This is a genomic window from Neoroseomonas marina (assembly GCF_012927745.1).
GTDB lineage: Bacteria > Pseudomonadota > Alphaproteobacteria > Acetobacterales > Acetobacteraceae > Neoroseomonas > Neoroseomonas marina.
In genome coordinates this window covers 238,272-259,133 of the sequence record NZ_JABBKX010000007.1, presented here as the reverse complement: position 1 = coordinate 259,133, position 20,862 = coordinate 238,272, and the positions used below count along the sequence as shown (strand labels likewise).

The following is a 20,862-nucleotide window of genomic DNA, read 5'->3' as shown; positions in this document are numbered from 1 at the left end:
CGCCCTCGCCGGTGCACACCGATGCCGACATGGACCGCCTCGTCGCCGCACTCGCCGACGTCTGGGCCCGCTTCAGCCTCAAGCGGGCGGCGTAGGATGGACGGGATCGTCGGCGCCTTGGCGTCGGAGGCACGCGCGACGCCGCCCGCGTCGCGGCGGCAGCCCTACCCCTTCACGGCCATCGTCGGCCAGGAGGAGATGACGCGCGCCTTGATCCTGGCCGCCGTGGATCCCGGGATCGGCGGCGTGCTGATCCTGGGCGACCGTGGCACGGGGAAATCGACCGCGGTGCGCGCCTTGGCCGCCCTGCTGCCGGAGATGTCGGTGGTCGCGGGCTGTCGCTTCGGCTGCGATCCGGCGGCACCGGCGCAGATGTGCGAATCCTGCCGCGAACTGCGTCATCGCCCGGTGGCGAAGGTGCCCGTGCCGGTCGTCGACTTGCCGCTTGGGGCGACGGAGGATCGCGTCGCAGGCGCGCTCGATATCGAGCGCGCGCTGGTCGATGGCGCGAAGGTCTTCCAGCCAGGCCTCCTCGCGCGCGCGAACCGCGGCTTCCTGTACATCGACGAGGTCAATCTCCTCGAGGATCACCTGGTCGACCTCCTGCTCGATGTCGCGGCGTCGGGGGAGAACCTGGTCGAGCGCGAGGGCATCAGCCTGCGCCACCCGGCGCGTTTCGTCCTGGTGGGCAGCGGCAACCCCGAGGAAGGCGAGTTGCGGCCACAGCTGCTCGACCGTTTCGGCCTGGCGGTCGAGGTCCGCACGCCGACGGATCTCGCGACCCGCGTCGAGGTCGTGCGCCGGCGGGACTCCTACGATCGCGCGCCCGCCGCCTTCTGCGAATCCTGGCGCGCGGCGGAAGCGCGGCTGCGCCGGCGCATCCTCCGCGCGCGCTCGAGGCTTGGGGAGATCGCGACGCCGGACGCGACGCTGGAGGCCGCGGCGCGGCTCTGCATGACGCTCGGCACCGACGGGCTGCGCGGCGAGCTGACCCTGATCCGGGCCGCCCGCGCCCTCGCGGCCTTCGAGGGGCGCGACAGCGTGACGGCAGACGCGCTCCGCCTCGTGGCCGGGGCCGCGCTGGGGCACCGCCTGCGGCGCAATCCGCTCGATGAAGCGGGCAGCCGCGCCCGTGTCGATCGCGCCGTGGCCGAGAGCCTCGGCCCGTGACCGAGGCCGCAGCATCCGGCGGTGACGCCGCGATGGCCGCGGCCTTGCTTGCCGTCGACCCCGGCGGCCTGTGTGGCGTCGTGCTGCAGGCACCCCATGGTGTCGCGCGCGATGCCTGGCTTGCACGCCTGCGTGGGTTGCTGCGCTTCGGCGCGCCGTGGCGCCGCTTGCCACCGGACGCGCCGGACGACCGACTGATCGGGGGGATCGACCTGGCTGCGACGCTGGCAACGGGCCGCCTGCGCCTCGAACGCGGGGCGCTGGCGGAATCGAACGGCGGCGTCGTCGTGATCCCGATGGCCGAGCGCCTGACGCAGGCCGCCGCCGCGCGCTACGCCGCCGTGCTCGATACGGCCGAGGTGACGCTCGAACGGGATGGCGCGGCTGCCCGCTGGCCGGCCAGCCTCGCCGTGGTCGCGCTCGACGAAAGCACCGCCGACGACGAGCGGATCCCGGCGGGTCTGGCGGACCGCCTGGCGCTGCGCCTGCCGCTTTCGCCTGGCTGCCTCGTCGGTCCCGGACCGGATGCGGCCAGGGTCGCGAACGCACGCGGCGTCCTGGGTGACGTGCGGGCCTCGGACGAAGTGCTCCGCACGCTCTGCGAGGCGTCACTCGCCTTCGGGATCGGCTCGCCGCGCGCGCCGGCACTCGCCTTGCGGACGGCCCGTGCTGCCGCCGCGCTGGCCGACCGGCGGGATGTCGCCGAGGCGGACGTGGTTCTCGCCGCCCGGCTGGTCCTGGCGCCGCGTGCGACCTGCCTTCCCGCGACGCCGGAGGAGGCGCCGCCGCCAGCGGAAGAACAGGGCAACGCCGATGGCGGGCCGCCGAAGGACGGCAGCGACCTTTCGGAGATTGTCGTCTCCGCGATGCGCGCGGCCTTGCCGCCGGGCCTGCTCGCCGCGCTCGCCTCCGCGCTCCGCGGGCGCGCCGCGGCATCCGATGGTCGCAGCGGCGCCCCGGTGAAGGATGGCGGGCGGGGCCGGGTCCTCGGGTCGCGCCCCGGGCCCCCGCGAGGCGGTCGCGTCGCCCTCATCGCGACGCTGCGGGCGGCTGCGCCCTGGCAGACCATCCGGCGGCGAGCGAAGGGTGACCGTGCGAGACCCGTTCTGATCCGCGCCGAGGATATCCGCCTGCGCCGCCATGAGGCGCGACGCGGGACGACGACGCTCTTCGCCGTGGACGCGTCCGGGTCCTCCGCGCTGCATCGCCTGGCCGAGGCGAAGGGCGCGATCGAGCTTCTGCTCGGCGAATGCTATGCGCGCCGCGATCGGGTGGGTCTGCTCGCCTTCCGCGGCACCGAGGCCAGCACGGTGCTGCCGCCCACCCAGGCGCCGGCGCGCGCACGGCGCTGCCTCGCGGCGCTGCCGGGCGGCGGGGCGACGCCACTGGCTTCCGCCATCGACCTCGCCCGCATCGCCGCCGATGGCGAGCGCCGCCAGGGGCGGCAGCCGCTTCTCGTCCTCGTCACCGACGCCCGGCCCAACGTCGCCCGTGACGGACGGACGGGTCGGGACGCCGGCGAGGCCGATGCGCTCGCCGCCGCGGCGTTGCTGCGGGCTGCAGGCGTGGCGACGCTGATGGTCGATACGGCGCCGCGCCCGCACGCCTATGGGCGGGTGCTCGCCGGTGCGCTCGGCGCGCGGTACGTCGCTTTGCCGCAGGCCGATGCCGCCGCGCTGTCGACCGTCGTGGCGGCGGCGCGGAGCGGCTGACGTGGCAGCGCGCGCGCAGCCGCGCATCCTGGCGCCGGCGCCGGGAACGGCCGCCGACGCGACGCGGCCGGAGTGGAGCCGCGACGGGGCGGACTGGCCCAATCGCGCGGCGAGCAGCTTCGTCGAGGCCGGCGGATTGCGATGGCATCTCCAGGTCATGGGGCGGGGACCCGTACTCCTGCTGGTGCATGGCACCGCCGCATCGACCCATTCCTGGCGCGATCTGATGCCTGCGCTGGCGGAACGCTTCACCGTGGTCGCACCTGATCTGCCGGGACACGGCTTCACCGGCATTCCGGCTGGCCATGGGCTGACCCTCCCGGGCATGGCGCGCGCACTCGGCGATCTGGTCGCGGCACTCGACATCGCGCCGGTATTGGTCGTCGGACACTCGGCGGGCGCGGCGATCCTGCTGCGCATGACGCTCGACGGCACCCTTGCGCCGCGCGGCGTCATCGGCCTCAACGCCGCCCTGCTGCCGCTCGGCGAGGCACACGCGGCGCTGTTCTCGCGCCTCGCGCGGGTGCTTGCCGGGCTTCCCTTCGTGCCGCGGCTCTTCGCCTGGCAGGCATCGCGCCGGGCCGTGGCGGAGAAGCTGCTCGCGGATACCGGATCGCGGCTGGATCGCCGCGGCATCGACCTCTACGCGCGGCTGTTCCGTTACCCATCGCATATCGGCAGCGCATTGCGGATGATGGCGCAATGGGACCTGCGGCCCCTGTTGCGCGACCTGCCGCGACTGGCCGCGCCGCTGCTGCTCGTCGTCGGCACCGGGGACCGGGCCGTGCCGCCGCACCAGGCGACGCAGGTTCGGCAGCGCCTGCCGGCGACGCGGATCCTGCGACTGCCCGGCCTTGGCCATCTGGCGCATGAGGAGGATGCGGAGCGCGTCGCCGGCCTGATCCTCCAGGAAGCCGCTGCCTGCGGCGCGCTCCCATGATGGGCGCGGTCGCGCTGCCTGCCGGTCACGCGCTGCGCGCGGTCCTGAATGACGAGGTCCATGCGCGGCCGCCCGAACCGCTGGTCGCGCCGGTGCGCGTGTCGCAACTGGCCCTGCTGGAATCCGGCCGGGATGGGGCCCGGCAGGCGGTGCTGCGTCTGGCGGAGGCGTACGGCATCGCGCCCCCGGCGCCGGACGCAAACCATTTCAGTGCCGATTTCGGCCCGTTCCGGCTGAAGTGGGAACGGCATACGGAATTCAGCCGCTACACCGTCTTCTGCGCGGGCGAGGACGCGTCCAGCGCCATCGCCGCCTTGCCGGCCGACTGGGTCGCGAGCCTGCCCGGCGAACTCGTCGATGCCGCCCATGTCACGATGCTGCCGGGCGCCGGCGCGCCGCGGGACCCCGCGGCGGTCGCCGAGCGGTTCTTCGAAGGCAGCCAGATCATCGGATCGCGCCTGCTCGACGGCCGCGGCATGGCCTTCGGCGATTTCCGCATCCATGCCGACGGCTTCGTGCCGTTCCTCGTGCTCGACGACGGCATGACGCCCTGGCAGGCAGGGCGGATCGTGCAGCGGCTGCTCGAGATCGAGACCTATCGCATCATGGCGCTGCTGGCCCTGCCGGTGGCGCGCGCGCTGGTGCCGATGCTGACCGCGCAGGAAGAAGACCTCGCCGAGATCACCGCCTCCCTCCTCGCCGGACGGGAGGCGGAGGAACCGGCACTGCTCGCGCGCCTGACGCGCCTCGCCGCCGGCACCGAAAGCCGCGAGGCCACCAACCGCTACCGGTTCGGCGCCGCGGCCGCCTATTACGACCTGGTCCAGACCCGCATCGCCGAGCTGCGCGAAGGCCGCATCGAGGGCCTGCAGACCTTCCGCGAATTCACCGAGCGCCGCCTGGCCCCCGCGATGAACACCTGCCGCGCCGTGGCGCAGCGGCAGGAACAGCTTGCGCTGCGCATCGCCCGCGCGACGCAGCTGCTGTCCACGCGTGTCGACCTGACGCGGCAGCAGCAGAACCAGGTGCTGCTCCATTCGCTCGACCGCAGCGCGCGGATGCAGCTGCGCCTGCAGGAAACCGTCGAGGGCCTGTCGGTCGCGGCGATCAGCTACTACGTGGTCGGCATGCTGGCCTATGTGCTGCGCGGTGCCGGCGCGGCGGGGCTGCCTGTCGCCTATGACGTGCTGGTGGCGATCGCGGTGCCGCTGGTGGCGTTGCTGGTCTATGTCGGGACGCGGCGATTGCGCCACGCGGCGATACGGGAGCGCGCGCTGTGAACATCATCGCGTCCAGGCCGGATCGTCGCCCGCATGCCGTGGTCATCGGCAGTGGCTTCGGCGGGCTGGCGGCCGCCGTGCGGCTCGGCGCGCGCGGCTACCGGGTGACGGTGCTGGAACGGCTCGGGCAGCTGGGCGGTCGCGCGCGGGTCTTCCGCCAGGACGGCTTCACCTTCGACGCCGGCCCGACCATCGTCACCGCGCCGCAATTGTTCGAGGAACTCTGGACGCTCTGCGGCCGCCGCATGGCCGACGACGTGTCGCTGCGCGCCATGACGCCCTTCTACCGGCTGCGCTTCGACGACGGCACGGCCTTCGACGTCTCGGACGACGAGGCGGCGATGCGGGCGGAAGTGGCGCGCCTGTCCCCCGGCGATGTCGAGGGCTATGAGCGCTTCATGCGCCTGTCGGCGGAACTGTGCCGCCTCGGCTTCGAGGAGCTGGGGGACGCGTCCTTCGCCTCGCTGGCGGACATGGCGCGGGTGGCGCCTGCGCTGGTCCGCTTTGGCGTCTGGCGCAGCGTCTACGCCGCCGTGGCGCTGCACATGAAGGATGAGCGCCTGCGCACCGCCTTCAGCTTCCACCCGCTGCTGATCGGCGGCGATCCGTTCCGGGCGAGCGCGATCTACGCGCTGATCCCGCATCTGGAACGCCGCTGGGGCGTGCATTGGGCGATGGGCGGCACCGGGCGGCTGGTCGACGGGCTGGCCGGGCTGATCGGCAGCCAGGGCGGGTCGATCAGGTTGCACGCGGATGTCGCCGCGATCCTGGCCGAGGGCGGGCGCGCGCGTGGCGTCCGCCTCGCCTCCGGTGAGACCATCCCGGCCGAGATCGTCGTCTCCAACGCGGATTCGGCCTGGACCTACCGCGCGCTGCTCGGTGCCGAGCCGCGGCGACGCTGGACCGACCGGAAGCTCGAACGCGCCTCCTCCTCCATGGGGCTCTTCGTCTGGTACTTCGGGACGAAGCGGCGGTTCGAGGATGTGGGCCACCACACCATCCTGCTCGGCCCGCGCTACCGGGGGCTGCTGCGCGACATCTTCCGCCGCAAGGTGCTGGCGCCGGATGTCAGCCTCTACCTGCACCGGCCGACGGCGACCGATCCCACTATGGCGCCGTCCGGCTGCGACGCCTTCTACGTCCTCGCGCCCGTGCCGAACCTGCAGGGCGAGATCGACTGGCGCGTGGCCGCCGAACCGCTGCGCCGGCGCATCGCGCAGCGCCTGCACGAGACGGTGCTGCCCGGCTTCGAAGCCGAGATCGTCACCTCCCGCATGCTGACGCCCCTCGACTTCCGCGACGACCTGCTCGCCTGGCGCGGCGCGGGCTTCGGGCTGGAGCCGGTGCTGACGCAGAGCGCCTGGTTCCGGCCGCACAACCGCAGCGAGGAACTGGAGGGCCTGTATCTCGTCGGCGCCGGCACGCATCCGGGTGCGGGCCTGCCCGGCGTGCTTTCCTCCGCCCGCGTGCTCGACCGGCTGGTGCCTCATGCCCATGCGCTGGTCTGAGATCGATCCCGCCGACCTCGCCGAATGCCGCGCCATGCTGGCGGGCGGCTCGCGCAGCTTCCGCGTGGCGTCGCTGCTGCTGCCGCGGCGCGTCGCGGTGCCGGCGACCGCGCTCTACGCCTTCTGTCGCGTCGCGGACGACCTGATCGACCGGGAGGGCGGCGGCGTCGCGGCGGTGCGCGCGCTCGAGGACCGGCTCGACGCGATCTGCGCCGGGCGTCCCGGGCCCTGGGCGGCGGACCGCGCCTTCGCCGTGGTCGTCGCGCGCCACGCCATCCCGCAGGCGCTTCCGGCCGCGCTGATCGAGGGCCTGGCCTGGGATGCCGGCGGCCGGTGCTATGCGACGCTGGCCGAGCTCGAGGATTACGGCGCCCGCGTCGCCGGCAGCGTCGGCGCGATGATGGCGCTCATCATGGGTGCGCGCGCGCCGGAGGCGGTGGCCCGCGCGACCGACCTCGGCGTCGCGATGCAACTGACCAACATCGCCCGCGACGTGGGCGAGGATGCACGCGCCGGGCGCGTCTACCTGCCGATGGACTGGCTGCGGGAGTCGGGCCTCGAACCCGCAGGCCTGACCCGCTTCTCCCCGGCGCTGGGCGGCGTCGTCGCGCGGCTGTTGCGCGCGGCGGATGGCCATTACGTCCGCGCCGAGGCGGGCATCGCACTGCTGCCGGCCGACTGTCGGCCGGGCATCGCGGCGGCGCGGCTCATCTATGCGGAGATCGGGCGCGCGCTGGAACGCCAGGGCTGCGATTCCGTCACCCGCCGCGCGGTGGTTCCGGGCCGCCGCAAGGCGCGGCTGCTGCTGGCGGCGCCGATCCTCGGCTATCGCGCGACGCCGGCCGAGGCGCCGGTGCTGGCGGCGAACCGCTTCCTCGTCGACGCCGTGGGCGCCGGGCCACAGGTCGCGCCCGGCCTGCCCTGGTGGGCGCTGGGCCAGCGCATCGTGCGGACGGCGGAACTCCTCGCGAGCCTGGACGCGCGCGAACGCCGCCGCGCGTGAGGCGACGATGTCCGACTACACCTTCGGCATCCTCGACCTGGCATTCGGCTTCGGCGTGCCGCTCGCCTGGGGCATCTGGGAACTCGTGAAGCTGCGCCGCGACAAGCGGCGCGCGCCGCCCTCAGAAGATTGAGCGCGGCACCCGGAAGGGCAGCATCATCTGCACCGGCAGGGCGGCGAAGCGCCGCAGGTCGAGGCTTTCGTGCACCGCCGTCGCCTCCTGCCCGAGAAGCCGCGTCGCGATGACGGAACGGGAGTAGAAGGGCGCGTCCTGCAGCGTCTCGGTCACGCGGGCGGCACCGCCCTCGGCGCGCGTCGGCCGCGGCATGCGCCACAGGGTGCGGCGCATGGCGACGGGCGGCGGCGGATCGAAGGTCTCGATGCGTCCGTCGCGGCCGGAACGCAGCGCGAGGGACTGGTCGGTGCCGTCCGCGCGGCGCGCGTTGTAGAGGATCGCCGTGCCGTCGCGCAGCGGCGCGCGGCACCAGTCCCAGTCGCGGAAATCGGATTCGAGCGGCGCATCGCCGTCATTGGTGTCGAAATAGGCCGGGCCGGACCAGCGCAGGGCGGGCGATTCGAACGCCGCCTCGATCCGTGCGCAGGCGGCGATCGGGCGCCAGCGGTGCCGGCCGGCCGCATCCAGCAGGAAGCCGCGATCGCCGAGCGCCATCGGATGCACCCGCACCGTGCCGCGCACGCGGCGAGGGATCGGCGCCGTCACCTCGTCGATGTCGATCACCAGCGTGCTGCCGTCCCAGTGCATCGCGCTGCGCCCGATGGTGAGCGCCCGCGCGGTGCGCCGCACGCTGGACGCGTCGCGTTCCGTCATCGTCCAGCGCCGCCCGCCCGCGCCGTAGAGCGAGACGTTCACCGCGCAGTGCTGCAGGGGATCCGCGGGGCCGCGCCGCCGCGCCCAGGCATACCAGGGCGAGAAGACGCTGCCGAGGAAGGCGATGACCGTCAGGCCGTGCCGCCCGTCCTCGCTGAGTCCATCGACATACCACCAGGCATAGCCGTCCGGTGGAACCGGCGCGTCGAAGCGAGGTCCGCCATCGCACGCTCGGCTGCGAAGCGCCCCGACATCGCCGCCATCGGCACGCCTGCCCCCGGATGCGCGCTGCCCCCCGCCAGGTAGAGGCCCGGCAGGCGCGTCGCCGCGGTCGGTCGCTGGAAGCTCGCCTGCCAGCCATGCACCGCCCGGCCGTACAGCGCCCCGCCCGTCGCGGGGAACAGCCCTTCGAAGTCCTGCGGCGTCGTCGTGACCACCGCCTCCGGAGAGGTCGTCAGGCGCAGCCCGCACCGCGCCAGCAGGGCGAAGGATCTGGTCGCGCATGCATCGATCTCCGAAGCGTCGTGGGGATGGCGGTCGCCGGTCGGCGGGGCGTTGACGAGGCAGAGCAGGCGTTCCGGGCCGGCGGCCGGCGCGGCTTCGTCGCCGCGGTCCTGCGCGCAGACATAGACGGTGGGATCGGCCGGCAGCCGCTGGCGGGCAAAGAGGTCGCCGAACTCGGCCTCGGAATCGCCGCCGAAGAAGACGTTGTGGCGGTGCAGGGGGAAGCCCTCCGCCTCGGCCAGCATCGTCCAGGTGACGGCGGACAGGGATCGCGCGCCGGGCCGCGGCACCGTCGGCCGCGCGGCGTCGCCAAACAGCCCGGTGGCCAACGCGGCCGCATCGGCATTGGCGATCACGGTCCCGGCCTCGACCACCTCGCCATCGGCCAGGCGCAGGCCGCGCACGCGTCCCCCGGCGGCGAGTATGTCGCTGACCTCCGCACCGAGGCGGAAGCGCGCGCCGCGGGCCTCGGCCAGGTCGCGCAGCATCCGCGCGATGCGATGCATCCCGCCATCCACCAGCCAGACGCCGGATTGCTCGACATGGGCGATCAGCATCAGCGTCGCCGGGGCGAGGAAGGGGGAGCAGCCGCAATAGGTCGCGTAGCGGCCGAAGAGCTGGCGCAGGCGCGCATCCTCGAAATGCGCACCCAGCACGCGCCACAGCGTCGCGAAGGGCGAGACCTCGCGGAAGGCGCGCCATCCCGCCGAGAAGGCCAGCGACACCGGCGTCGGATGCGGATGGCGCAGGAAGGGCGCTTCGAGCGCGGCGTAGATCCGGCCCGCGCGCGCGCAGAAGTCGCGATAGCCGCGCGCCGCCGCCGCGCCCGCGAAATCGCCGATCGCCTCGGCCGAGGCCTCGACCGAGGCATGCAGGTCGAGCCGTTCCGCCGCGCTCCAGGCATGGCGCGCGAGAATGCCGGCCGGGCGCAGCACCAGGTGGTCGTCGAGCCGCGCCCCGGCTGCGGCGAGGATCTCGTCCAGCACCCAGCGCATGGTGAAGACCGTCGGGCCGGCATCGATGGCGCGGCCGCCGGCGACCACCTCCCGCATCTTGCCGCCGACCGTGGGGGCGCGTTCGTAGACCGTCACCTCGAGCCCACGCGCCGCCAACAGCAGCGCGGCGGTGAGCCCGCCGACCCCGGCACCGATGATCGCGACGCGCGCGTCCGGCATCCATCCTCCCGTCCCGGCGGAAAGTGATTGACACGCCTGTCAGGACAGATTGACAGTCTTGTTCGACAAATCCAAGCGACAAGGCCGCCTGACAGCCGCGTCGCCGCCAGGAGGAGCGCCATGGATGGGGTGACCCGGATCGAAAGCGCGCTCGCCGACAGCGTGTTGCTGGCCGAAGCGGTCGGTGCGCCACCGCGGCTTGCGGCCGCGATGCGGCATGCGGTGTTCCCGCGCGGCGCGCGGGTGCGGCCGCGCCTGGTGCTGGCGGTCGCGGCGAGTTGCGGCGACGACCGTCCCGCGCTGTCGGGCGCGGCGGCGGCGGCGGTGGAACTGCTGCACTGCGCCTCGCTCGTGCATGACGACATGCCCTGTTTCGACGACGCCGAGACGCGGCGTGGACGACCCAGCGTGCATCGCGCCTTCGGGGAGCCCCTTGCCTTGCTCGCCGGCGATGCGCTGATCGTGCTCGCCTTCCAGGCGCTCGCGCGCGCGGCCGTGACGGCACCGGAGCGCCTGCCGGCGGTGATGATGGCGGTGGGCGACGGCGTCGGCGTGCCCTTCGGGATCGTCGCGGGCCAGGCCTGGGAATGCGAGCCGCGTGCGGACCTCTCCGAATACCAGCGGCAGAAGACCGGTGCGCTGTTCGCCGCCGCCGCGATGGCCGGTGCCGCCGCCGCGGGGCGGGAAGCGGAGCCCTGGCGCACGCTCGGCGACAAGCTCGGCGAGGCCTACCAGGTCGCGGACGACCTGCGCGATGCGGTGGCGGACGAAGCCGAGATCGGCAAGCCGGTCGGGCGTGACGCCGCGCTCGGGCGCCCGAGTGCGGTGCGCAGCTTCGGCATCGAGGGCGCCGTGGCGCGGCTGCGCGAGCTTACCGCGGGCGCCGTCGCCGCGATTCCCTGTTGCCCGGGGCAGGAGGCGCTCGGCGCGCTGATCCTGGGCGAGATGCAGCGCCTGCTGCCGCGGAAGCTCGCGCAGAAGGCCGCGTGACGTGGCCGGTGCGGCGGCGGCGTCGGCCACGCTGCGCGACCGCATCGGCGCGCTGCAGGCGCGGCTGTCGGCGAGCGACCGCTTCCGACGCTGGGCCGAACGCTTCCCGCTGACGCGCCCGATCGCGCGGCGGCGCGCGGCGGCGCTGTTCGACCTCTGCGCCGGCTTCGTCTACGCGCAGGCGCTCTCGGCCGCGCTGCGGCTGGGCCTGTTCGAGATGGTGCGCGAACGGCCGATGCCGGCGGTCGCGATTTCGCTTCGCGCGGGACTGCCGCTCGCGAGCACGACGCGGTTGCTCGAGGCCTGCGTGGCGCTGCGGCTTCTCGCGCGGCGGACGGACGGGGCCTATGGGCTCGGCGCGCTGGGCGCGGCGATGGTCGACAATCCCGGCGTCGCGGCGATGGTGGGTCATCACGCGCTGCTGTACGAGGATCTGCGCGACCCGGTCGCCCTGCTGCGCGCCGGTCGCGGGGAGGCGCTGTCCGGCTTCTGGGCCTATGCCGGCACGGAGGCCGGCGCACCCGCCACGGGCGTCGATCCCTACGGCGCGCTGATGGCCGCATCCCAGCCCATGGTCGCGGCGCAGGTCGCGGATGCCTATGCCATCGGGCAGCATCGCCATGTGCTCGACATCGGTGGGGGGGAAGGGCGCTTCGTCATCGAGGTCGCGCCGCGCGCGCCCGAGACGGCCTTCACCCTGTTCGACCTGCCGCCCGTCGCGGATCGCGCGCGGGCGCGCTTCGCCGCGGCAGGGCTTGCCGCGCGCAGCTCGGCCGAGGGTGGCGACTTCCGCGCCGACCCGCTGCCGCCAGGCGCGGATCTCGTGACGCTGGTGCGCGTGCTGCACGACCATGACGACGCGGTCGTCCGCGCCTTGCTGGGCAAGGTTCGCGCGGCGCTGCCGTCCGGCGGGCGCATCCTCATTGCCGAGCCGATGGCCGGCACGCCGGGGGCCGAGCGCGTCGGCGCGTATTTCGCGCTCTACCTCCTCGCCATGGGGCAGGGGCGGCTGCGCAGCGCGGCGGAGCTCGCGGAGATGCTGCGCGCGGCCGGCTTCGCGCAGCCGCGGCTGCTGCGCGTGCGGATGCCGCTGATCGCCAGCGTGATGGTCGCCGATGTCATGGGCGATTGACGCTGAAAGCGGCAATCAAGTCCATTCTTCTTGACAGTCTTTACTGTCCTCTTAGACTGACACTGCCGCGAACCCAGGAGTCCGGCCGATGGACACCGTCGCTATCGTCATGACGGCCCCGCAGGAACTGGCGCTTCGGCGCGTTCCGCTCGCGATGCCGGGCGAGTCCGACGTGGTCGTCGCAGTGGACTGGAGCGGCGTCAGCACCGGCACGGAGCGTCTGCTCTGGTCCGGCCGGATGCCACCCTTCCCTGGCATGGGCTATCCGCTGGTGCCCGGCTATGAGGCCGTCGGCCATATCGTCGCGGCCGGGCCCGCCTCCGGCCGCCGCGTCGGCGATGCCGTCTTCGTGCCTGGGGCCCGCTGCTTCGGCGCGCTGGATGGTGCGGAACTCCGCGGCCTGTTCGGTGGCGCGGCCTCGCGCCTCGTCGTGCCGGGCGCGCGCACCACGCGCATCGATCCTGCGCTGGGCGAGCGCGGCGTGCTGCTCGCGCTCGCGGCGACGGCCTGGCACGCCATCGCGGCGCCGGGCGCGACACGACCGGAGCTCATCGTGGGGCATGGCGTGCTGGGACGGCTGATGGCGCGCCTCGCCGTGCTGTCCGGCGGGCGTGCCCCGGTGGTGTGGGAGACCTCCGCGACGCGGCGCGCCGGCGCCAGCGGCTACGACGTCGTCGCGCCGGAGGACGATCCGCGGCGCGACTACCGCGCCATCTACGATGCGAGCGGCGATGCGCAGGCGATCGATTCCCTGATCGCGCGCCTGGCGCCGGGCGGAGAGATCGTCCTCGCCGGCTTCTATGCCGAGCGCATCTCCTTCGCCTTTCCGCCCGCCTTCATGAAGGAGGCGCGGCTGCGCGTGGCGGCCGAGTGGAAGCCCGCCGACCTGCATGCCGTCACCGAGATGGTCGCCGAAGGTCAGCTCGACCTGGACGGCCTCATCACCCATCGCGCCGCGGCGGGGGAGGCGGAACGCGCCTACCGCACCGCCTTCGACGACGCCGCCTGCCTGAAGCTTGTCCTCGATTGGAGAGACGCCGCATGAACGCCCCCGTGCCGAACCCGCAGGGCGCGTCGCCGACGCTCTCGATGGCCGACCGCCTCCGCGCCGAGGCCTCCATCGGCCCCGACCCCGTGCCGACCACGCCCGCCGCGAAGAAGACGCAGGTCATCGCGATCTACGGCAAGGGCGGCATCGGCAAGTCGTTCACGCTCGCGAACCTGTCCTACATGATGGCGCAGCAGGGCAAGCGCGTGCTGCTGATCGGCTGCGACCCGAAGAGCGACACGACCAGCCTGCTGTTCGGCGGCAAGTCCTGTCCGACGATCATCGAGACGAGCAGCCGCAAGAAGGCCGCCGGCGAGCCGGTGGCGATCGGCGATGTCTGCTTCAAGCGCGACGGTGTCTTCGCCATGGAACTCGGCGGCCCCGAGGTCGGGCGCGGCTGCGGCGGGCGCGGCATCATCCACGGCTTCGAACTGCTGGAGAAGCTCGGCTTCCACCAGTGGGACTTCGACTTCGTGCTGCTCGACTTCCTGGGCGACGTGGTCTGCGGCGGCTTCGGCCTGCCGATCGCGCGCGACATGTGCCAGAAGGTCATCGTCGTCGGCTCGAACGACCTGCAGTCGCTCTACGTCGCCAACAACGTCTGCTCGGCGGTGGAATACTTCCGCAAGCTCGGCGGCAATGTCGGCGTCGCCGGCATGGTGGTGAACAAGGACGACAACACCGGCGAGGCGCAGGCCTTCGCCGAGGCCGCCGGCATCCCGGTGCTCGCCGCCATCCCGGCCAATGAGGACATCCGGCGCAAATCCGCCAACTACGAGATCATCGGCAAGCCCGACGGCGAATGGGGGCCGTTGTTCGCCGCGCTCGGCGTGCAGGTGGCCGAGGCCCCGCCGCTGCGCCCGACGCCGCTGACGCAGGAATCGCTGCTCGGCCTGTTCAAGGGCGAGACGGTCGGCCGGCATGTGGTGCTCGACCCCGCGACCATGGAGGACATGTGCGCGGCCGAGGTGCTGCAGAAGCCGTCCCTCGAAGTGGTCTACGAGGGGAGCTGAGCCTTGGACACGCTCCCTCCCACCACTTCGGGCTGCCATGGCGGGCGGGAAACCATGCTCGAGGCGGCGCGCGCCGCGGGCAAGGGCGAGGCGATGGCCCGCCTGGCGGAGGACTATCCCCGCGGCCCGCACGACCAGCCGCAATCCATGTGCCCGGCCTTCGGGTCGCTGCGCGTCGGGCTGCGGATGCGGCGCGTGGCGACGATCCTCTCGGGCTCGGCCTGCTGCGTCTACGGCCTGACCTTCACCAGCCATTTCTACGGCGCGCGGCGTTCCGTGGGCTACGTGCCCTTCAATTCCGAGACGCTCGTCACCGGCAAGCTGTTCGAGGACATCCGCGACGCCGTCCACCAGACCGCGAATCCCGACGAGCATGACGCCGTCGTCGTCATCAACCTCTGCGTCCCGACGGCGTCCGGCGTGCCGCTCGAGCTGCTGCCGAAGACGATCGGCGGCGTGCGGGTGATCGGCATCGACGTGCCGGGCTTCGGCGTGCCGACCCATGCCGAGGCGAAGGACGTGCTCGCCGGCGCCATGCTGCGCACCGCGCGTCTGGAGGCCGAGGCCGGCCCCGTGGCGCGGCCGCGCGAGATGCAGGAGGGGCTGCGCGGCGTCTCGCTGATCGGAGAGCTGTTCCCCGCCGATCCGCCCGGCATCGCGGCGCTGCTCGCGCCGCTCGGCCTCAGCCTGGCGCCGCAGCTGCCGGCACGGGAATGGCGCGACCTCTACGGCGCGCTCGACAGCGTCGTCGCCGCCGCGGTGCATCCCTTCTATGTCGCGACGGTGCGCGAGTTCCGCGCGGCGGGGCGGCCGGTGGTCGGTTCGGCGCCGGTCGGCGTCGAGGGCACGGCGGCCTGGCTCGAGGCGATCGCCGGCGCGGCGGGGGTGGAAGCGGCGCGGCTCGACGACGCGAAGGCGCGCGCCCTGCCGGCGATCCGCGCGGCGCTGGCGGCGAACCCGATCCAGGCGCGCGTCACCGTCTCGGGCTATGAGGGATCGGAACTTCTCGTCGCGCGGCTGCTGATCGAGGCCGGTGCGGAGGTGCCCTATGTCGGCACCGCCTGCCCGCGCACGGACTGGAGCGCGGCCGACCGCGACTGGCTCGCCGCGCGGGGGGCGCATGTCCAGTACCGCGCGAGCCTCGAGCAGGACATGGCCGCGATGAAGGAGGTGCGGCCGGACCTTGCGCTCGGCACCACGCCGTTGGTGCAGAAGGCGAAGGAGCTCGGCATCCCCGCGCTCTACTTCACCAACATGGTCTCGGCGCGGCCGCTGTTCGGCCCGGCGGGCGCGGCGTCGCTCGCCGGCATCGTGGCGGCGCAGACGCGCGGGCGGGAACGCTTCGCACGCATGGTGTCCTTCTTCGACGGCGTCGGCACGCCGGACGGCGCGGGCTACGGCTTCCGCGAACGCCCGGTCGACCCGCCCGGCTTCCGCGAGCGGCAGCGCAAGCTGCGCGCGGCGAAGGCCAAGGCGGAAGAAGCGGTGGGGACCTGACCATGCTCGTCCTCGATCATGATCGCGCCGGCGGCTACTGGGGGGCGGTCTACGCCTTCAGCGCAGTGCGCGGGCTGCGCGTGGTGATCGACGGCCCGGTAGGCTGCGAGAACCTGCCGGTCACCGCCGTGCTGCACTACACCGATGGCCTGCCGCCGCACGAGCTGCCCATCGTCGTCACCGGCATCGACGAGGACGCGCTCTCCCAGAACGGCACCGAGTCGCTGCTGAAGCGGGCTTCCGCCACGCAGGATCCGGACCTGCCCGCCGTGGTGGTGACGGGCTCGATCGCCGAGATGATCGGCGGCGGCGTGACGCCGGAAGGATCGAACCTCCGCCGCTTCATCCCGCGCACCATCGACGAGGACCAGTGGCAGTCGGCCGATCGCGCCATCAACTGGCTCTGGACCGAGTTCGGCACCAGGCGCGTCAAGGCACCGAAGCCGCGCAAGGAGGGCGAGTGCCCCCGCGTCAACCTGATCGGCCCGATCTACGGCACCTTCAACATGCCGTCCGACCTCGCGGAGATCCGCCGCCTGGTCGAGGGCATCGGCTGCGAGGTGAACCTGGTCTTCCCGCTCGGCAGCCATGTCGAGGACATTCCGCGCCTCGCGGACGCCGAGGTGAATGTCTGCCTCTACCGTGAATTCGGCGCACGGCTGTGCGAGACGCTCGAGCGCCCCTGGCTGCGCGCGCCGATGGGCCTGCATGCGACGACGAACTTCCTGCGCCAGCTCGGCGAGCTGACGGGCGTCGACCCCGAGCCCTTCATCGAGCGCGAGAAGCACACCACGCTGAAGCCCCTGTGGGACCTGTGGCGCAGCGTGACGCAGGATTTCTTCGCCACCGCCTCCTTCGGCGTCGCGGCGACCGAGACCTATGCGCGCGGGCTGCAGCGCCTGCTGGCCGAGGATCTCGGCATTCCCTGCGCCTTCGCCTTCGGCCGCAAGGCGGGCGAGAAGCCGGACAACACCGCGGTGCGCGAGGCGATCCACCGCACGCCGCCGCTGGTGCTCTTCGGGTCCTACAACGAACGCATGTACGCGGCCGAGGTCGGCGGCCGCGCGCAGTACATCCCGGCGAGCTTCCCCGGTGCGATCATCCGCCGCGCCACCGGCACGCCCTTCATGGGCTACGCCGGCGCGACCTACGTCGTGCAGGAATACTGCAACGCGCTGTTCGACGCGCTGTTCCACATCCTGCCGCTGGGCACGCAACTCGACCGCGCCGCGGTCGCGACGCCGGCCCGCGCCGGCGAGACGTGGGAGGATGCGGCGCGCGACCTGCTCGACGCGCATGTCGAGGCGGCGCCCTTCCTGCTGCGCATCTCGGCGGCGAAGCGCCTGCGCGAGCAGGTCGAGGACGCCGCCCTTGCCGCTGGCGAGGCGCGCGTGACGCGCGCCCGCGTCGCCGCTGCGCTCGGCCCCCTGCCGGAGCCCGTGCCGGCATGAGCGCGAACACCATCCAGATCGGGCGGCATGGCCGCCTCGACCGAGCGCCGGTCCGGTTCCCCCGGATCGAACGCCGCAGCCGGCCCGGTGGGCCGGATGTGTCCCTGCCGCGCGGGAGATGTGCGGTAACCGGCCGCAAGGCCGCCATCCGAAAGGCCTCATGATGGCCGATAAGGAAGGATCGATCAGCGGGCTCACGGAGTCCGAGGCGCGCGAGTTCCATGGACTCTTCGTCTCGAGCTTCGTCGGATTCACCGTGGTCGCGATCGTTGCGCACATCCTGGTGTGGATGTGGCGTCCCTGGCTCCCAGGGCCGCGCGGATACACCGAGCTGATGGATGGCGCCACGACCGTGGCGTCGTTCTTCGTCTGAAGGAGGCGCAGGACATGTGGCGACTCTGGCTGCTTTTCGATCCGCGTCGCGTTCTCGTGGCGCTCTCCGTGTTCCTGATGACCCTGGCGTTGCTGATCCACTTCATTCTGCTCAGCACCGACCGGTTCAACTGGATCGAGGGTCCGCGACCCGCTCCGGCCGCTTCGGCGCCCCGGTAGCGGAGACTGCCCGGCGACGGGACGGCGCGGCGCCTCGCCTCGCCGCCCGCCGCCGGGTCCCCGATGGCGACGCGTCGTCGCCGCGGCAGGCGGGAGGACAGGCTCATGGCGATGCTGTCGTTCGAGAGGAAGTACCGCGTCCGCGGCGGAACGCTGCTTGGCGGTGATCTCTTCGATTTCTGGGTGGGGCCGTTCTACGTCGGCTTCTTCGGCGTTCTGACGGTCTTCTTCGGCGTGCTCGGCACGGCGCTGATCCTCTACTCCACCGCGATCGACGGCGTGTGGAATCCGTGGAAGATCAGCGTGGCGCCGCCGGACCTGGCCTATGGGCTCGGCCTGGCGCCGCTGAAGCAGGGCGGATTCTGGCAGGCGATCACGGTCTGCGCGCTGGGCGCCTTCGTCTCCTGGGCGCTGCGCCAGGCGGAGATCGCGCGCAAGCTCGGCATGGGGCTGCACATCCCCTTCGCCTTCGGCATGGCCGTCTTCGCCTACTTCACCCTGGTGGTGATCCGCCCGGTGCTGATGGGCGCCTGGGGCCACGGCTTTCCCTACGGGATCTGGACGCACCTCGATTGGGTGTCCAACGTCGGCTACCAGTACCTGCACTTCCACTACAATCCGGCGCACATGATCGCGGTGACCTTCTTCTTCACCACGACGCTCGCGCTCTCGATGCACGCCTCGGTCGTGCTCGCCGCCATCAACCCCGCGCGGGGCGAGCCGGTGAAGACCACCGAGCATGAGAACACCTTCTTCCGCGATGCGATCGGCTACTCGATCGGCACGCTCGGCATCCATCGCCTCGGCCTCTTCATCGCGCTGTCCGCGGGCTTCTGGAGCGCGGTCTGCATCGTCATCAGCGGACCGTTCTGGACGCGCGGCTGGCCCGAATGGTGGGGCTGGTGGCTCAACCTGCCCATCTGGGCGCATTGAGGGAGGCGCAGGTCATGGCCGAATACCTCAACCTCTTCACCCGGGTGCAGGTTCGCGGGCCGGTCTATGCCGGCGTGCCGATCGGGCGGGACGACCAGCACCGATCGCCCCAGCGCGGCTTCAGCTACCTGATGGGCAAGATCGGCGATGCGCAGGTCGGGCCGATCTACCTGGGCCACCTGGGCGTGCTGTCGCTCGTCTTCGGCTTCGTCGCCTTCGAGATCATCGGGCTGAACATGCTCGCCTCGGTGAACTGGAACCCGATCCAGTTCGTGCGGCAGCTGCCCTGGCTGGGTCTCGAACCTCCGTCCCCGGCCTACGGGCTGCGCTTCCCGCCGCTTGCGCATGGCGGATGGTGGCTGATGGCGGGCTTCTTCCTGACGATGTCGATCCTGCTGTGGTGGGCGAGGCTCTATCGCCGCGCGCATCAGCTCGGCCTCGGCCAGCACCTGTCCTGGGCCTTCGCCGCGGCGATCTGGCTCTACCTGGTGCTGGGCTTCATTCGCCCGCTGCTGATGGGATCCTGGTCCGAGGCGGTGCCCTTCGGCATCTTCCCGCACCTCGATTGGACCGCCGCCTTCTCCATCCGCTACGGCAACCTCTTCTACAACCCGTTCCACGCGCTCTCGATCGCCTTCCTCTACGGGTCGACGCTGCTGTTCGCGATGCATGGCGCGACCATCCTCGCGGTCAGCCGCTTCGGCGGCGAGCGTGAGGTCGAGCAGGCGGTGGACCGCGGCACGGCGGCCGAGCGCGCGGCGATCTTCTGGCGCTGGACGATGGGCTTCAACGCCACCTTCGAATCGCTGCACCGCTGGGCCTGGTGGTTCGCCGCGCTCTGCCCCATCACCGGTGGGATCGGCATCCTGCTGACCGGCACCGTGGTCGACAACTGGTACGCCTGGGCCATGGACCATGGCTACGCGCCCGGCTACCCCGCCGTCGCGCCTGCCATCACCGACCCGGCCCTCGCAACGGGAGGCACGCGATGAAGATCAGGTTCCCCCTGGCCCTGGCGGCGGTCTTCCTCGCCTTCCTCGGCTCGGTCTTCGTGCTGCAGGCCTTCGAGCGACCCCCGCCCGTGAGCGTGCAGCAGGGCTTCCGCGGCACCGGCATGGTCGGCGTGACAAACCCGCGGCGCGATGCCGGGCTGGTCGCCCGCAACCAGGTGCCGGCCGCCCCGGAGGCTGCGGGGACGGACGGCGACCGCGCCTCCTCGATCTACGACAACCTGCAGGTCTTCGGCGACCTCAGCGTCGAGCAGTTCGGCCGCATCATGCAGGCGATGACCGAGTGGGTCTCGCCGGCGGAAGGCTGCAACGGCTGCCATGTCGAAGGCGACTTCGCCTCCGACGACAACTACCGCAAGCGCGTCGCGCGGCGCATGGTCCAGATGGTCCGCCACATCAATGCGGACTGGGCCAACCATGTGCAGCAGACCGGCGTCACCTGCTACACCTGCCACCGCGGCAACCTGGTGCCGCAGCAGGTGTGGGCGACGGCGCCCGAGCACGGCGCGCGCGGCATGGCAGCCTCGGCCAACGGGCAGAACCTCGCCGCGCCGGCCGTGGGGCTCACCTCGCTGCCCTATGATCCCTTCTCGCGCTTCCTCGCGCAGGACGGGAACATCCGCGTGCAGACGACCCGTGCGCTCGCCCCCGGCGGCGTGCATCCGATCCAGGATGCGGAATCGGTCTACGGGCTGATGATCCACATCTCGGAGGCGCTGGGGGTGAACTGCACCTTCTGCCACAACTCCCGGGCCTTCTCCTCCTGGACCGAGAGCCACCCGCCGCGCCTGACCGCCTGGCACGGCATCCGCATGGTCCGCGACGTCAACGTCAACTACATCGAGCCGCTGCGGGAGATCCTGCCCGCCAGCCGACGCGGCCCGATGGGCGACGCGCTCCAGGCGAACTGCGCCACCTGTCACCAGGGTGTGAACCGGCCGCTGCTCGGGGCTCCGATGCTGCGGGACTATCCGGAACTCCGGCCGGCCGCGGCGCGCTGATACAGGACGGCGGCCGGGTGTTTCCGGCCGGGACATGAACACGGGCCTGCAAACGGCCCGTGTTTTGGTCTAGGAACACGGATGGCCGGGGCCCGACTCGCACCGGCGCTCTGG

20 protein-coding genes are annotated in these 20,862 nt (G+C 72.6%); 18 read left to right on the top strand and 2 right to left on the bottom strand.

The window, feature by feature from the left end; all coding sequences use genetic code 11:
• Window positions 1-96 precede the first annotated feature (96 nt).
• Genes bchI through GWK16_RS25620 form a run of 7 tightly spaced genes read left to right on the top strand, consistent with a single transcriptional unit; the run spans window position 97 to window position 7,746 of the window.
• Complete coding sequence (gene bchI, locus GWK16_RS19295) at window positions 97-1,170, top strand: magnesium chelatase ATPase subunit I (protein ID WP_211187560.1); 1,074 nt, start codon at window positions 97-99, stop codon at window positions 1,168-1,170.
• Window positions 1,167-2,882: a magnesium chelatase subunit D gene (locus tag GWK16_RS19290; protein WP_170055594.1), complete on the top strand. Its 1,716-nt coding sequence runs from the start codon at window positions 1,167-1,169 to the stop codon at window positions 2,880-2,882. The genes bchI and GWK16_RS19290 overlap by 4 nt, the downstream gene beginning before the upstream one ends.
• Window position 2,883: 1 nt before the next feature.
• Window positions 2,884-3,822, top strand: coding sequence for an alpha/beta fold hydrolase BchO (gene bchO / locus GWK16_RS19285; protein WP_338144516.1), 939 nt, complete (start codon window positions 2,884-2,886; stop codon window positions 3,820-3,822).
• Window positions 3,819-5,102: a DUF3422 family protein gene (locus GWK16_RS19280; RefSeq protein ID WP_170055592.1), complete on the top strand. Its 1,284-nt coding sequence runs from the start codon at window positions 3,819-3,821 to the stop codon at window positions 5,100-5,102. The genes bchO and GWK16_RS19280 overlap by 4 nt, the downstream gene beginning before the upstream one ends.
• Entirely contained in the window at window positions 5,099-6,610 is a 1,512-nt protein-coding gene (locus tag GWK16_RS19275; RefSeq protein ID WP_338144515.1) for a phytoene desaturase, read from the top strand. The genes GWK16_RS19280 and GWK16_RS19275 overlap by 4 nt, the downstream gene beginning before the upstream one ends.
• A complete protein-coding gene (locus GWK16_RS19270) occupies window positions 6,597-7,613 on the top strand; it encodes a phytoene/squalene synthase family protein (RefSeq protein ID WP_211187559.1) in 1,017 nt (338 codons plus the stop codon). Before GWK16_RS19275 ends, GWK16_RS19270 begins: the two co-directional genes overlap by 14 nt.
• 7 nt (window positions 7,614-7,620) lie before the next feature.
• Window positions 7,621-7,746 carry a hypothetical protein gene (locus tag GWK16_RS25620; RefSeq protein ID WP_277613653.1) on the top strand — a complete coding sequence of 42 codons (126 nt, stop codon included), beginning with the start codon at window positions 7,621-7,623 and terminating at the stop codon, window positions 7,744-7,746.
• On the opposite strand, the gene GWK16_RS19265 is transcribed toward GWK16_RS25620, so the two are convergent.
• Both GWK16_RS19265 and crtD read right to left on the bottom strand, forming a co-directional pair.
• The gene (locus tag GWK16_RS19265) at window positions 7,735-8,484 is read right to left on the bottom strand and encodes a carotenoid 1,2-hydratase (RefSeq protein ID WP_338144514.1); all 750 of its coding nucleotides are present in this window, start codon (window positions 8,482-8,484) and stop codon (window positions 7,735-7,737) included. The two genes, GWK16_RS25620 and GWK16_RS19265, sit on opposite strands and share 12 nt — an antisense overlap.
• Window positions 8,485-8,573: 89 nt before the next feature.
• Window positions 8,574-10,121 (bottom strand): 1-hydroxycarotenoid 3,4-desaturase CrtD, encoded by a 1,548-nt coding sequence (crtD, locus tag GWK16_RS19260; RefSeq protein WP_170055590.1) that lies wholly within the window; start codon window positions 10,119-10,121, stop codon window positions 8,574-8,576.
• Window positions 10,122-10,241: 120 nt separating this feature from the next.
• Between crtD and GWK16_RS19255 the strand changes: the two genes are divergently transcribed.
• The 11 genes from GWK16_RS19255 (at window position 10,242) to pufC (ending at window position 20,748) form a co-directional block, all read left to right on the top strand.
• Entirely contained in the window at window positions 10,242-11,111 is an 870-nt protein-coding gene (locus GWK16_RS19255; protein WP_170055589.1) for a polyprenyl synthetase family protein, read from the top strand.
• 1 nt (window position 11,112) lies between these two features.
• Window positions 11,113-12,243, top strand: a complete 1,131-nt coding sequence (locus GWK16_RS19250; protein WP_170055588.1) for a methyltransferase — start codon at window positions 11,113-11,115, stop codon at window positions 12,241-12,243.
• Between the two features lie 88 nt (window positions 12,244-12,331).
• Window positions 12,332-13,288, top strand: coding sequence for a chlorophyll synthesis pathway protein BchC (gene bchC, locus GWK16_RS19245; RefSeq protein ID WP_170055587.1), 957 nt, complete (start codon window positions 12,332-12,334; stop codon window positions 13,286-13,288).
• Window positions 13,285-14,304 carry a chlorophyllide a reductase iron protein subunit X gene (locus GWK16_RS19240; protein ID WP_170055586.1) on the top strand — a complete coding sequence of 340 codons (1,020 nt, stop codon included), beginning with the start codon at window positions 13,285-13,287 and terminating at the stop codon, window positions 14,302-14,304. Before bchC ends, GWK16_RS19240 begins: the two co-directional genes overlap by 4 nt.
• Window positions 14,305-14,307: 3 nt before the next feature.
• Entirely contained in the window at window positions 14,308-15,801 is a 1,494-nt protein-coding gene (bchY, locus tag GWK16_RS19235; RefSeq protein WP_456306761.1) for a chlorophyllide a reductase subunit Y, read from the top strand.
• 2 nt (window positions 15,802-15,803) lie between these two features.
• Window positions 15,804-17,252: a chlorophyllide a reductase subunit Z gene (gene bchZ / locus GWK16_RS19230; protein WP_170055585.1), complete on the top strand. Its 1,449-nt coding sequence runs from the start codon at window positions 15,804-15,806 to the stop codon at window positions 17,250-17,252.
• Window positions 17,253-17,412: 160 nt separating this feature from the next.
• Window positions 17,413-17,625 (top strand): light-harvesting antenna LH1, beta subunit, encoded by a 213-nt coding sequence (gene pufB / locus GWK16_RS19225; protein WP_211187558.1) that lies wholly within the window; start codon window positions 17,413-17,415, stop codon window positions 17,623-17,625.
• A 14-nt stretch (window positions 17,626-17,639) separates the two neighbouring features.
• The gene (gene pufA / locus GWK16_RS19220; RefSeq protein ID WP_170055584.1) at window positions 17,640-17,804 is read left to right on the top strand and encodes a light-harvesting antenna LH1, alpha subunit; all 165 of its coding nucleotides are present in this window, start codon (window positions 17,640-17,642) and stop codon (window positions 17,802-17,804) included.
• A 105-nt stretch (window positions 17,805-17,909) separates the two neighbouring features.
• Entirely contained in the window at window positions 17,910-18,737 is an 828-nt protein-coding gene (pufL, locus tag GWK16_RS19215; protein WP_170055583.1) for a photosynthetic reaction center subunit L, read from the top strand.
• Window positions 18,738-18,751: 14 nt separating this feature from the next.
• Window positions 18,752-19,729 (top strand): photosynthetic reaction center subunit M, encoded by a 978-nt coding sequence (gene pufM, locus GWK16_RS19210; RefSeq protein WP_170055582.1) that lies wholly within the window; start codon window positions 18,752-18,754, stop codon window positions 19,727-19,729.
• Complete coding sequence (gene pufC, locus GWK16_RS19205) at window positions 19,726-20,748, top strand: photosynthetic reaction center cytochrome PufC (protein ID WP_170055581.1); 1,023 nt, start codon at window positions 19,726-19,728, stop codon at window positions 20,746-20,748. The genes pufM and pufC overlap by 4 nt, the downstream gene beginning before the upstream one ends.
• The last annotated feature ends 114 nt before the right edge of the window (window positions 20,749-20,862 follow it).